Origin of the sequence: Paenibacillus sp. RU5M, from assembly GCF_900221055.1 — a bacterium.
GTDB classification, from domain to species: domain Bacteria; phylum Bacillota; class Bacilli; order Paenibacillales; family Paenibacillaceae; genus Paenibacillus; species Paenibacillus marchantiae.
This window is the reverse complement of the sequence record NZ_OBQM01000008.1, coordinates 214,863-228,118: the sequence shown is the minus strand read 5'-3', so window position 1 is coordinate 228,118 and position 13,256 is coordinate 214,863. Positions and strand designations below refer to the sequence as shown.

Genomic DNA, 13,256 nt, shown 5'->3' with positions numbered 1-13,256 from the left:
TTATGACATAATCATCAGCTAGGTCTGATCCTGCTCAATCAATTCAATCCATTCGTTATATTCCGTCTGCAATTTCGTATATTCATCCCGCAATTGGCGGTAATCTGTATTCAGTTGCTCCGCCTTCTCCTGCTCCATCTCACGTTCAACCTGCAGCAAACGTAACTGATTGGCCGCAAGTTCATACCGCTCACCGATATCCAGCAGTTCATTTTCCATCGTCTGCTTTTCTTCGATTGCTTCCGCACGCTGCTGGGCAAGCTGCTGCCGCTCGTGTTCCAGCTCTTCTACCTTCTCCACACTGGCAGCACTTTCTTTCTGCCAGAGATTCAATTCATTCTCCAGTGTAGTCCATCGATCTTGCCAGGACTGTTCCTGAGCCGCCCATTCATCTGCACGACGTTGCCAAACCTGATCTTGTTGTTCCGCTTGTTGTTCTGCTTGTGCTACTCTTGAGCTTAGCTCAACTTCCCGATCAGTCAGCTCTTTCAGGCGAGAGGAGAGCTCTGCCTGTTTGGCAGACAATTCTTCATGCTTAATCTGCCACTCAAGTGCTTCTTCTTCTGTCTGAGTCAGTATGCTACCTTGTTCATCGATACGCCCAGATAGCTGATTAGCATTCTGTCTTGATTCTTCAAGCGCACGCACGATTTCTTTCTTTTCTTCGCTCATCTCATTCAGCTTGCGAGTATAGTCTTCTTCACGCTGCAGTGCATCACCATAATCCTTACGGATTTGTTTATAATTTTCCTGCAGCTTGTTCAGTTCTTCACGAGCTTCATTCAATTCACCTTCAAGCTCTTTATGTTGTAGCTCCAGACGACCAGCTTGCGCAAGATAACGTTCTGCTTCTTCGCTGGCGTGACGAGCTTCTTCTTTAACAACGGATAATTCATCATGAAGGGACTGTACACCAGACTCTAACGTTTCATTCTGTTCTGCAGCTTCAAGTACCTGAGTCTCCAATTCGCCGATCTCGATCAGACGTTGTTCAGCCTGCTCTTTCCAAGACTGCTCGCTCTGCGTCAGTGCACCAAGTTCATGTTGCAATGTGCGTACTGCCGCATGGGCCTGCTCAAGCACTTTTTGCAGCCTGCGCTGCTCATCCTCGGACTTCACTTCGGCTTCACGGAGTTTTTTGATTTCCTGTTCAAGCTGACCGTGCTGATCCTGTACTTTTCGCAGTTGTGCTGTCAGAGAAGATTCACGTTCAACGGTCTCGTTATACTGCTGTTTCCATTGCTGTTCCGCTTCCCGGAAATGTTCGGCCTCAGCTTCTGTGTTGCGGAGTTGTTCAGTCAGCAGAGCACTATCCGCTTTTAGTTGTTCCAGCTGCTGCTCCAATTCCGTAATTCGACGAAGCTGAACATCTTGCTCCTGTTTGTATACGGCTTGTTCACTGCGCAACATTTCAGTTTGATTACGCTCGTGTTGGAGCTGTTGCTCCTGATCCACAACAACCTCTTGAGCATTCTTGAGCTGCTTGCGTACCTCGGCTAATTGGCCTTCAACATCGATTAAGCGCGATTTGGCCTGTTTACGTTCTTCTTCCAACTGCTGCTTCAGCTTGCCTTGCTCTTCTTGTAGCAAAGCTTCAGCAGTTGCCGCAGCTTCGTTCGCCTGAGTCTGGGCTGCTTCATGGATTTGCTGAAGCTGTTCTTCATAAGATGCTTCTTTTTCCATCCATTCCAATTCCGCCAGTTCGGATGACTCCTTGAACGTTGCATTCAGCTGTTCAATCTCAGCCAGTCGCTTCTGCTCTGCTTGTTGCTGCAGTGCGGTTTGTTCTTCTTTTGCCTTCTCAGTCAGTTCTCGAGCTTGATTGACGGCAGCTTGCTCTGCCTGCTGTATACGCTGCTTCATCTCGGACTGAAGTTCACGGTATTGAAGCTGGGCTTCTTCCTGAACCTTTTGCAACTGAGACTCGGCTTGTTCCAATTCAGACAAAATTGCCGCTTCTGCTTGCTCCTTCGCCGTTTGTACTTGCTGTGCAGCCTGCACCTCAATTTTTTGACGTTCTGCCACGGCCCGAGCTTCGGCTTCTTTCAGTTGAGCTGCCGTCTTATCCTGCAGCTCCTTGTATTGTGCAGCCGCTTTGGCTTGGGCTTGCTGCAACTCATTTGCTGAACGTGTCTGTGCTTCTTTCAGCTGAGCTGCCGCCTGAGTCTGTACATTCTTGAGTTGATTCGCTGCTTTTTCTTCTGCTTCTTTGAGACGCGCCTGTGCCTTCTCCTCAGCCACTTTCAGTTGCGACGCAGTTTGAGCCTGAAGCTTTTGCTCGCGACCTGCTGCCTGAGCGCGTTCCTGCTCCAGTAATGTATTCAGCTTGGCTACTTCTGCCTGCTGATCCTTCTGGAGCTTCGCGATGGCCTGTTCCGCCTCAGATTTAAGCTTCATTGCTTCAGCGAGTTCTTGGTCACGGCGTTCCAGTTCCTGCTGATGTTCATTTTGTATGGCATTCAGCCGATTGAGTTCATTTCTCATTTCGGTACGTTCACCGGTCAGCATTTTCAGCTCATTCCGAATTTCCTGAGTCTGAAGAGACTGCTCAGCCATATGTACAGCTGCCAGAACTGCAATACGCGGGGTATCCAGTCGGGAATTATGTTTGGAGATGGCGCTCATTCGCTCATCCACCAGGTTAGCTACTTGTTTCATATAGTCGGCACTGCTGCCAACCAGTTTATAGGAAGTCCCGTAGATCTCTACGGTGACGCGTGTACGATCAGGTATAGTCACAGTTGTGCCCTCCTTAAAGTCTGTATGTTGATTCTAAGCTGTAAAACAAAAAAAGTCACATCGATCCTCTAATGCTAAGGATTCGATGTGACTTCAAGCAATTCCTGCTAATCTTTGTTCAAAAAATTGACTTATGTTCTATTTACGCAATTCGGCTCCAAATTGCTCCTCCAGACGAGCAACAACACGAGCATGAACCTCAGTAATTTCCTCATCCGTCAATGTGCGTTCACGGTTGCGATAAACGAGAGCCATCGCTACGCTCTTCTTGTCTTCACCCAACTTGCTGCCTGTGAATACGTCGAATACCTGTACGGTTTGCAACAGTTCGCCAGCAGATTCACGAATCGAACGCAGCATATCCCCAGCTTCGATATCTTTACTCACAACAACTGCGATATCCCGCTCAACTGCCGGGAATCGTGGAAGCTCACGATAACGGATATCCGCATCCGCTTCACTATAGATAGCTTCAAGCCCGATCTCTGCGAGATATACATCGTTCAAATCATATTGCTGTTGCAGTTCAGGATGCAATTGACCCATCGTACCAATCAGTTTGCCCTCTCCGCCATCTGTTGCTTCAAGGTATACCGATGCGGAACGACCAGGGTGGAAGCCTTCTGGACTGTTTGCTACCAGGCGAATGCGCTGCTCCAGGCCCACATAGGCGAACAGGTTCTCAAGTGCACCTTTCAGATCGAAGAAGTCCACTTTCTCTACTCCCACATTCCACTGCTGGGATGCACGATTTCCAGTGAGCAACAAGCTCAGGACCGGAATTTCATGCGGTTGCTTCGTCAGCTTTTCTTCTTCAGTGAAGAACACACTACCTACTTCGAATACAGCCAGTGAATCATGTTTGCGGTTCATGTTATACACCGTGGCATCCAGCATTTGCGGCAAGATGCTCTTACGAAGCACGCTGCGGTCCTCACTCATTGGCATAGCCAGCTTCACGGCTTTACTGCCTTCTGTTAGAGAAGGGAACAAGGATACTTTATCCGGGTGTACGAATGAATAGCTGATCATTTCCTGCCAGCCACTACCTGCAAACAAACCACGAATGGTACGGCGCATTGCTTGTGAACGCGTGTAAGCACCCGGTGTTGTTGGTCCTTCGATCAACGTGGTTGGAATATTGTCGTATCCATACAGACGGGCAATCTCTTCAAACAGATCCACATCAAGTGTAATATCCCCTCTGCGGCTAGGCACTTCAACATCAAGCAGACCCTGCTGCGCATCACCACATGCAAAGTGCAAACGAGCGAAGATGGTTTTCACTTCAAGCAGGGACAACTCGGTTCCCAGATAGCGATTCAGTTTATCCAGCGACAGCTGCACAATATGTTTATCCGCTGCGGCTGTTCCAGCTTCCACGATCCCCTGATGAACTTCGCCTTCCGCATAACGCTGAATCAATTCAGCCGCACGGTTCAATGCCGTAATGACAGCAGCCGGATCGACTTCTTTCTCAAAACGCATGCTTGCTTCGGAACGCAGCCCCAGTTGGCGCGACGTTTTCCGAACGGTTCCGCCGTCGAACTTGGCGGATTCCAGTAACAGATTCACTGTGGTTTCCGTTACCTCGGAATTTTCGCCACCCATAACACCCGCAATGGCTACCGGTTTCACGCCATCGGTAATGAGCAGCATATGCGGCTCCAGCTTGCGCTCCTGGCTATCCAACGTCACGATCGTTTCGCCTTCTTTGGCCATCCGCACTTCAATATGGCCCTTCTCCAGCTTATCTGCATCAAAAGCATGCAGCGGCTGTCCGTATTCCAGCATGACATAGTTCGTGATGTCAACGATATTATTGATCGGACGGATGCCAGCGGCCATCAAACGGTTTTGCATCCACTGCGGGGAAGCTCCCAGCTTGATTCCAGTTACATAGCGGGCTGCATAATGACTGCATTGTTCGCCAGCCGTAATCTCAACCGAGATATGATTCGCAGCCGCATCACCGATTTCCACCAACTTTTGAGTTGGATCAGGCAGTTTCACTTCACGACCAAGAATTGCACCCACTTCATAAGCTGCACCCAGCATGCTCAAACAGTCGGAGCGGTTCGGTGTCAGGTCCAGTTCAAGAACATGATCGTCAAGACCAAGCACTTGGCTGATTGGTGTGCCAATTTCCGTTTGTGCCGGCAATACGAGAATGCCTTCCTGTTGGTCCTTCGGCAGCAACTTGTCGTTCATGCCCAGTTCTTTCGCAGAGCAGATCATGCCAAGGGAAACAACGCCGCGCAGCTTGGCTTTTTTGATATCGAGTCCACCAGGGAGCTTCGCTCCTACCAGGGCAACGACTACCTTTTGACCGGCATCCACATTTTTCGCACCACATACGATCTGCAGATCTTCTTCCTGTCCGGCATCAATCACACATACATTCAGCTTATCAGCGTCAGGGTGTTTCTCCTTACTCTTCACGTAACCAACAACCACTTTGTTCACGCCCTGGTTCCGGTTCTCCACTACATCAATCTCAATCCCCGCACGGGTGAATTTCTCTGCCAACTCCTGCGGTGCCACGCCTTCCAGCGCGATATAATCAGACAGCCAATCTGTCGATACTCTCATGGACGTTCACTTCCTAATCTATGAATTGGTGTTGCAAATGAAGGGCGTTCGCCCTGTATGCTACTTCGGTAATTACAGTCGTCCGAATTGTTTCAGGAACGCCATATCACTGTTGTAGAAATGACGAATATCATCAATGCCATATTTCAGCATGGCGATACGCTCTACGCCCATTCCGAATGCAAACCCACTGTATTTCTCCGGATCATAACCGCCCATCTCGAGCACTTTCGGGTGAACCATACCGCCGCCCAAAATCTCAAGCCAACCTGTCTGTTTACATACCCGACAGCCACTGCCACCACATTGCACACAAGTCACATCCACTTCAGCACTTGGCTCTGTGAACGGGAAGAAGCTTGGACGGAGACGAATTTCGGTGTGTGAACCGAACATTTCGCGTACGAATTGCAGCAAGGTACCTTTCAGGTCACTCATGCGAATGTTCTCGCTAATAACCAAACCTTCTACCTGATTGAACTGGAACGAATGCGTCGCATCGTCATCGTCACGACGGTATACTTTACCCGGACAGATGACTTTAACAGGAACTTCACCTTTCATGCTTTGCATCGTACGAACCTGAACCGGAGACGTATGCGTACGCATCAACAGATCTTCTGTTACATAGAAAGAATCCTGCATATCACGCGCCGGGTGGTTCTTCGGCAGATTTAGTGCTTCGAAGTTGTAATAATCCATTTCAACCTCAGGACCTTCCGCTACGCGGTATCCCATACCGATGAAAATATCTTCGATTTCCTGTACCACTTTGGTCAGTGGATGCAGTCCGCCTTGACGTCCGCGACGTCCTGGCAGGGTCACATCAATTTTTTCGGATTGCAGACGTTTCGCCGTCTCTTCCTTCTGGAACTGCTCCTGCTTGCTATCAATGACTTCTTCAATCGCCCCGCGAACATCATTGGCAACCTGACCAATCACCGGACGTTCCTCTGCACTAAGCGTACCCATACCGCGCAAAATCTCGGTCAATGCACCCTTTTTCCCCAAATACTTTACACGCAGATCACTCAGCGTCTGTGGATCGTTCACGCCAGACAGTTGCTCCAACGCTTCGATCTTTAATGCCTCCAAACGTTCTTTCATGTGTAAATGCCCCCTTTATGTGGTTTAATGCAACAAAAAAAGGCCTTCTCTCCCCTGAAGGGACGAAAAGACCGTGGTACCACCCTTGTTAGACATTCATTGCTGCCCGGCCCTTCCGGCCTGCAACATGTTTGCCTCACTCTATACGGAATAACGACCGTTAACCGTTACCCCCTACTGACTCCTGCGATGAATCGCAAGATATGGTTCAGGGAACCGCTCCGGAGTGAATTTCAGCAGCCTTGTTCTACAGAAACGCTCTCAATCTACGGCGCTTCCTCCCTGTACAGAGGCACTGCTTACTTGTCTCCATCATCACGTTTGCATGTCAGATAAACCTTCAAATTTACTGATGATCGTCCATTATTATATGCAAAATCGCCCGAAATAGCAAGCTGTAAAGCCGCATGATCAAACGTTAAGCCAAAAAGTAAAACGGCATAAGCTTCGTCAATCAATTACTTCTATTTTCGCAGCTCGTGCAACTGTTTCAAACGACGCTGAATTTCGCGAACCTCGGCAACTTCAGCCGCCCGTTCAATTACATCATCAGGCTTAGTCAACACATCATTGCCCCCACTGTTCATAGGAGATAACAATTCGGATAAACGCATTTCAAGCCGCAGCCGTTCATCATCTGACTCCCGAACCTCAAGGGCAGACTCTCGCAGTTTGATGGATTGCTCCCAGTCCTCCACTCCGCCTTCATACAGTGTAGCCTTCCCACCGGGTTCTAGATCAAGCAAGCGGCTGGCGAGTACTTTGGTCAACATACGGTCATGGGATACGAGTACCAGTGCTCCGGATGCCTGCTTCAATATATTCTCCATCACTTCCTGTGTGTCAATATCCAGATAATTGGTCGGTTCATCTAACACCAGTACATTAGATCCCCCGAAGTACAACCGCAGGAATGCAACTCTGCACTTCTCTCCCATACTCAAATCCCCAATACGCTTGAACACATCATCTCTTGAGAATAAAAAGCATCCGAGAATGGTACGTGCAGCACTTTGTGTCATGGATGGAAGACTGAGCAAACTGTCCAGAAGTGTCTCTCTTTCCGGTAACCCCTCAAGCTCTTGCGAAAAATAACCGATCTTCAGTTGTGGATGACGTGTCACTTTGCCCTGGGATGGTTCCAGATCTCCAATCATCAGTTTGAGCAGTGTCGTCTTGCCTGTGCCATTCGGACCACGTACGGCAAGACGATCTCCACGTTCGACTGCAATCCGGAGATTGTGAAGCAATGTCGGGCTCCCCGGATAAGCAAAGCTAACGTCTTCCAGTGCAAGGAGTTGGCGGGCAGCCAGCGTGTTCACCTGCAGCTCCATGTTCAATTTTGCAGCTTCGCGGGGTTTATCCACGCGTTCCTTCTCCAGGCGCTCCAGTTGCTTTTGCTTGGCATGGTAGCGGGAAATGTTCTTGTTGGCTTTCGCTTTGTAAAAGCTCTGAGTTATTTTCACTTCCACATCGCTTGCTGAATTATGAGCCTGATGAAACCACTGCTGATAATTGCGAATCGTCTCTTCTAGCGCTTTCCGTTCCAGCTCCTGCTTGCGATAGGTTGCTTCCTGCTCACGTAATTCGCGTTTCTTATGGCCTTTGTAATCAGTGTAACCACCTTTATATTTGGTCAGTGCATCCGGACTAAACTCAATGACACCCGTTGCGACCTGATCAATAAAGGTCCGGTCATGAGAAACAAACAACAATGTTCCAGCATAGGCCGAAAGCCATTCTTCAAGCCAGCGCATGCTCTCTTCATCCAGATGATTCGTCGGTTCATCCAAAATCAGAAATTTGGGTTTACTGACCAGCAATCCTGCGAGACGGGCCTTCGTTTTTTGCCCACCACTCAAAGAATGATACGGCCGATTCCAATGTTCCGACGATAACCCCAGACGAGTCAGTACCTTCTCTACCTCAGTCTCCCACATATACCCGTTCAATTGCTCATATTGCTCCATCGCTATCGTATAAGCTTCGAGCAGCCGCTGCTCATCTGCCGCTCCACTGTTGCTCATCCGTTGTTCCAGTAATTCCAGGTCCCGCTTTACTTCGTAAATCCGTCCACTTTCCTGCCGGACAGCATCAAGCACATTCATCTCAGGCTTGATCAATGAGCGCTGGCGCATGAAACCCCACTCCTGCTGCGGAATGTGACGTTCGATGCGTCCACCACCCTCTTCTTCTCCAAGTATGATGCTTAATAAGGTGGTCTTGCCACAGCCGTTGCGACCTAGAATGGCGAGCCGCTCACCTTCATTTATTTCGAGATTCAATCCTGCAAACAACTCATTCCCGTTCCACTCTTTCGATACTTCATGTAGGCGTACCAATGTCATCATGAGGCCTCATCCTTCCTGCAATTCAAAATAAAAAAACCGCTGGCATCAGCCGGCGGTAGGCAATTCAGGATTGGATAAAGCGTCAAAAAACAAGCATAAGATACTCCACGGTATGAACAAAGAACCCTTAAAAGGGTACACACAAGCAAAGCCAGAACAGCCTGCCTGTTTCCATACCTGATCCCATAGCTGAATTTGGACACACGAATCCCCTCATTGCTCAGCCGCTTTTTGGCTGACTGCGTCGTAAACTCTCTGCAGTTACTGGGGTTCAATTCATGTGTTTTACTTCATGGGACGTATGGTTACCTCTCATTCATGTGTAGTATCGATTTCTCCGTTATTGTACCAGATGATGGGGAAAAAGCAAAGGTTTTGAATTTGGAGTCAGTGATATTCTCCATTCAAACATGACTTAAAATACGCTAACTAACTTCTAGAAAAAGAAAAAACCCTTGTTTTCACAAGGATTTCAGGTGTTGCATTAGTTAAGCGGGTGATGGGAATCGAACCCACGCTATTAGCTTGGAAGGCTGATTCTCACCCTATTCCGCGATAGTCTTAAACAGTCAAAAGATTGGTGAAAGAACATTTTCAAATGTGAGGAGCAGTCATGAGCGGCATGTACAATCGTTGAATACAAGATTAATTAAACCATGATTGCCCCTTTATAATAGTAAGAAACAAATTAAGTAGAGCTGTATTTGGCGCTATAAAGTTGGCGATAATTTAAACATTAGGAGGGCGATTTTGATGAAACAAGAAGAAAAAACTTAGAATTGTATCGGAAAAATTTCTGGTTAATGGGGAGTTAATAGATTTCAAAGATTTCGAAGAGCAGTACTCTGAGAAGTTTGATGATTTTTTAAATAGATGTGCTAATTTTTCTGCTTTCTTGAGAACTGGCAAAGAGCATATTATAGTAGAGAGACGCAGAGAAGAACTCCGTAGTTCTGATAGTAGCGTCGGAGTTAATGATAATTAAAGAGGCATAAAGCATCTGAAGGCGAGTAGATCGACCATTATGCAAAGTTTAAAGTCAGATGAACTAAACAAAGGCACTGCCAGCGTTATGCCAGCAGTGCCTTTTTGTTATGTATAATCTAAAGTTGTTATTCCGGTTCTTGTTTAACTCTATCAGCAGCCATCTGCACCCTAACATCCGCTAGAAGCGCATATAAACCGAAGGATATCACAACTAACTGAACTATAAACCAAGTCCAGAATCCGAGATACATTGATAATGAATATTTTTCATTAAATATCCATAACGCAGATAACGTGATAATTGTCATAACAATTAAGAATAGCATAGCAGGCCTTAAGCGGGTCACTAAGATTTTTGTTGCTTCTGCGTTTAAGGCCTTGGCAGTCCCTGTTATCAGTTGTGTATCCAAGAAAAATCATCTCCTTGATTGTCTACGCAAATACATAAAACCAGTTAATGATAAGCTGAGAATTGCTGAAGGCACTATTGCACCCCATGATACTGTTCTAAAAATCAGAGGAAGAACTAGGATAAGAATAGACATTATAATACCCGTATACATACCCTGCTTTTCTAATCCGTCTCTTTTCATCATTAATTTTTGCAGCATTTCTTTCTCCTCCCAATTTTCATTGGCCCCCTCAATAGGGTATGCTGACTTATCAGAAATAGTAACGATATTGTCTACTTTAGTCCCTGTGTAGGTATAGCCGATGGATTCAGAAGCCTAACATAATTCTCACCTATGCGTTTATACATAATTACATAAGGTGAACTGGTCTGTGCAAAAGCCAGGTATACACCGTCACCGCTGTATTCAACACTTTGACCATCACCACTCGGAACTTCAGCAATCGGAATAGACGTAAAATCTGTTGTTGTATAAACCGGATCATTAGCTGCTATTGTCTCGGCATAGGTCCGTGCTACGTTTTGCTGACCATTAATCACCGTAGATGTCTCAATGGTCTCGATCCCATCCGCAAGCTGCTGAAATGAATGCGGGGAAGTCCCTGCTACCGTTCCCCCTTTGACGATGACGGCGGTTTTAACAAGTTCTTTCCCCTCATCGACATGCGTAAAAACCTCGTTGAGCGCATCAACCAGGTTGTCTTTATCCGTTGTCTGTAATTCGGCTAGATCGCCGATTTGAGATAGAGCCAACTGCCGAACAGTGTTCACGGCTTTAGGTGTAGCGGCCTCGCCTTCCTCATCCGATCCGGTAGCGCTGGAGAGCTGCGTAATCCCCTTCTGTGTCAAAGATGCATCGTCAATGACGATCTCCGCAACCTTACCGTCCGTGTACTCGTTTGCTGCTACCAGTGCCTTTGCCTGCGCTCCGGTTTTCGTTTCCCCGTCCTGCCGGACAAACTTGGCATCAGCCCCGCTCATGAGCCCTGAATGCCCTCCGCTTACAGCATCAGGAATGACGTCCGTCCCGCCCGGAAGATGGGATGATGCATGGGCGCCTGGTGTTGCTTCACCTGTAGCTGTCAGAACAAACCGTTTTCCAGCTGGATCGGTTGTAACGGTAATCCCAGTACCACCGACGAATGTAACCGTATCGGTCTTGCTGGTTGCTTCCAACCAATTTAAGGAAGTAGAGTGAAACATAACTCTATTTCTGTTGCACTGGAGAAATGTCAGGAATCTGATTAAATCAAGCTTTGTCCCATTCTCACGTTTGAGTGCAACATTAGCCGGATTGTGTAAAACTCAAACGGCGTATAGCATTCCTGGGTAATACCCAAATACTTCAGTGTGGTTGCCATATCCTCATGACCAAACATCTCCATTAGTAACGCCAGATTGCGTGGATCGTCGTTATAAAGGTGATAACCCCACGTCTTCCTGAGTGAATGGACTCCAATGTCTGTAAGCCCAAAACGGTTGGCTATACCGCTGATCATTTTATAGGCTGTTATCCTATGGATTGGCTCTCCCACGGCTTCTGTGAGCGTCTTCCGTTGCCTGCTGGGGAACAAATAGTCATCATCGTCCATATCTGCAATGTAAATCATTCAATCATCGTAGATATCCAGGTGAATGATGAATTTTTTCCTCTTACGCTTCTTACGTTTCCGGTTCTTTCGTTTTCTGAGCCACATAATTAATGTGAACCTGGTCCCGAACGGAAACGACTTTGAGCTGCAACAAGTCGGATACACGCAATCCACTATGAACGCCCATACTAAAGAAAATGTAATTACGGAAACTTGTTACCTTCAGGTAATTTTTGATTTGTTCAACAACTGCCTTATCTCGGATCGGCTGTACCTCGTTCATACCACCACCTCATATATAATTCAGGATGACAAAAAAACACTTTTCAACGATCGGATAGTTAAAGTCGGAAGAAACTATCTACTTTTCATTCCTTAATTACTAAATATTGATATTTTTAATATATCATGGTATCTTTGAAAGCGTGTTCTCAAATCTTATATCTTGCATAAACTATTAAATAATTTGGAGGAGATTAACAATGAAATCATTAAAGGTTATCTTAGGAGTTTCGCTTGCTTCGTTATCAGTATTTTCGTTCTCATCTCACTCTTTTGCAGAATCCGCATCAATTCCCCTCTCTTCTGAAGTTACCTCCTCATCAAATATTCAGGATGAGTTTAATCTCGCCCCCGGTGATGCTATTGAAATTTATGAAATAGATCTGAAACCAGAAAGTATGACAATTCAATCAACCACCTCAGCTACCTTCTCCCTGTCATCGTTTGGTAAAGGTTCAGAAGGGAATACAGGTACAAAAGGTGAATTCAAGTCAACGAACTCCATTAAATGGGATTCGAGTAATAAAAAAGTCACTCTAAAAGTTCGTCAATATGAGATTGTCAAGGGTGGTCCTATGCCAGTTTATGGTTCTGCTAAGATTCAATATGATCTGATAAGTCAAAATAACAACAGGGCAGACGCTCTAATACTAGAAGGTAATTATTATAGTGAGGACGGCACTCTTAGCTGGTCAAATGTAAAGCCAGGAACATATAATTTGATTATAAAAAATGTTGGTTCGGGATTTGCTGATGCTTCAGGGTCATTTTCTGTTCAATAGATTCATTGTTGAGAACACACTCAGCCTGATTAATCTAATCAGGCTCTTTATATTTCACCCTCTCTTTTAGAAATAAAAAAGCCGCCAGTAATGACGACTCTCTCAATCTTTTTTTGTAACCGTTTCAGTTAAAAGACCCCAGCAGGATTCGAACCCGCATTATACCAAAAGGTCATGATATATAATAAGCGGGGATCTTACCCGCCTTTCCCACAATCTGCACCCCTGACGATCTAGGAGACCACCGGAGTAGTCCATGTCTAAGGAAGTTTACCTTCCCACAGCACAGTCGAGTACTGCATCGAATAGTTCGTCGGGTTTGCAGGGACATAAGGCAATTGCCTTATGTCCCTTAGTTTAGTTCCAAACCCCAGACGTTGAGCCGACTCACTAATGTCCATCTAAACCGAAA

General features: G+C 46.5%; 10 protein-coding genes. 1 reads left to right on the top strand and 9 read right to left on the bottom strand.

Annotated elements, in window-relative coordinates; translation table 11 throughout:
* Window positions 1-18: 18 nt before the first annotated feature.
* The 9 genes from CRO25_RS22555 to CRO25_RS22515 form a co-directional block, all read right to left on the bottom strand.
* The gene (locus CRO25_RS22555) at window positions 19-2,739 is read right to left on the bottom strand and encodes a hypothetical protein (RefSeq protein WP_079696536.1); all 2,721 of its coding nucleotides are present in this window, start codon (window positions 2,737-2,739) and stop codon (window positions 19-21) included.
* A 138-nt stretch (window positions 2,740-2,877) separates the two neighbouring features.
* Window positions 2,878-5,331, bottom strand: coding sequence for a phenylalanine--tRNA ligase subunit beta (pheT, locus tag CRO25_RS22550; protein ID WP_079696535.1), 2,454 nt, complete (start codon window positions 5,329-5,331; stop codon window positions 2,878-2,880).
* A gap of 72 nt (window positions 5,332-5,403) precedes the next feature.
* Window positions 5,404-6,438, bottom strand: coding sequence for a phenylalanine--tRNA ligase subunit alpha (gene pheS, locus CRO25_RS22545; RefSeq protein ID WP_079696534.1), 1,035 nt, complete (start codon window positions 6,436-6,438; stop codon window positions 5,404-5,406).
* A 464-nt stretch (window positions 6,439-6,902) separates the two neighbouring features.
* Window positions 6,903-8,789, bottom strand: coding sequence for a ribosomal protection-like ABC-F family protein (gene abc-f / locus CRO25_RS22540; protein ID WP_079696533.1), 1,887 nt, complete (start codon window positions 8,787-8,789; stop codon window positions 6,903-6,905).
* 1,112 nt (window positions 8,790-9,901) lie between these two features.
* Window positions 9,902-10,186, bottom strand: a complete 285-nt coding sequence (locus tag CRO25_RS22535; RefSeq protein WP_079696532.1) for a hypothetical protein — start codon at window positions 10,184-10,186, stop codon at window positions 9,902-9,904.
* Window positions 10,187-10,192: 6 nt separating this feature from the next.
* Window positions 10,193-10,387, bottom strand: coding sequence for a hypothetical protein (locus tag CRO25_RS22530; protein WP_079696531.1), 195 nt, complete (start codon window positions 10,385-10,387; stop codon window positions 10,193-10,195).
* Window positions 10,388-10,461: 74 nt separating this feature from the next.
* Window positions 10,462-11,364, bottom strand: a complete 903-nt coding sequence (locus CRO25_RS22525) for a tail fiber protein (RefSeq protein WP_256863732.1) — start codon at window positions 11,362-11,364, stop codon at window positions 10,462-10,464.
* Between the two features lie 68 nt (window positions 11,365-11,432).
* A complete protein-coding gene (locus CRO25_RS34305) occupies window positions 11,433-11,780 on the bottom strand; it encodes a tyrosine-type recombinase/integrase (RefSeq protein ID WP_373560309.1) in 348 nt (115 codons plus the stop codon).
* A 70-nt stretch (window positions 11,781-11,850) separates the two neighbouring features.
* Window positions 11,851-12,063, bottom strand: coding sequence for a hypothetical protein (locus tag CRO25_RS22515; RefSeq protein WP_079696528.1), 213 nt, complete (start codon window positions 12,061-12,063; stop codon window positions 11,851-11,853).
* Window positions 12,064-12,262: 199 nt separating this feature from the next.
* On the opposite strand from CRO25_RS22515, the gene CRO25_RS22510 reads away from it, so the two are divergent.
* Entirely contained in the window at window positions 12,263-12,844 is a 582-nt protein-coding gene (locus tag CRO25_RS22510) for a hypothetical protein (protein ID WP_079696527.1), read from the top strand.
* The last annotated feature ends 412 nt before the right edge of the window (window positions 12,845-13,256 follow it).

Bases quoted from the DNA above. Each gene is read 5' to 3' on its own strand.
- pheT (WP_079696535.1), bottom strand. From the start codon at position 5,331: ATGAGAGTATCGACAGATTGGCTGTCTGATTATATCGCGCTGGAAGGC.
- pheS (WP_079696534.1), bottom strand. From the start codon at position 6,438: ATGAAAGAACGTTTGGAGGCATTAAAGATCGAAGCGTTGGAGCAACTG.
- abc-f (WP_079696533.1), bottom strand. From the start codon at position 8,789: ATGATGACATTGGTACGCCTACATGAAGTATCGAAAGAGTGGAACGGG.
- CRO25_RS22530 (WP_079696531.1), bottom strand. From the start codon at position 10,387: ATGCTGCAAAAATTAATGATGAAAAGAGACGGATTAGAAAAGCAGGGT.
- CRO25_RS34305 (WP_373560309.1), bottom strand. From the start codon at position 11,780: ATGGACGATGATGACTATTTGTTCCCCAGCAGGCAACGGAAGACGCTC.
- CRO25_RS22515 (WP_079696528.1), bottom strand. From the start codon at position 12,063: ATGAACGAGGTACAGCCGATCCGAGATAAGGCAGTTGTTGAACAAATC.
- CRO25_RS22510 (WP_079696527.1), top strand. From the start codon at position 12,263: ATGAAATCATTAAAGGTTATCTTAGGAGTTTCGCTTGCTTCGTTATCA.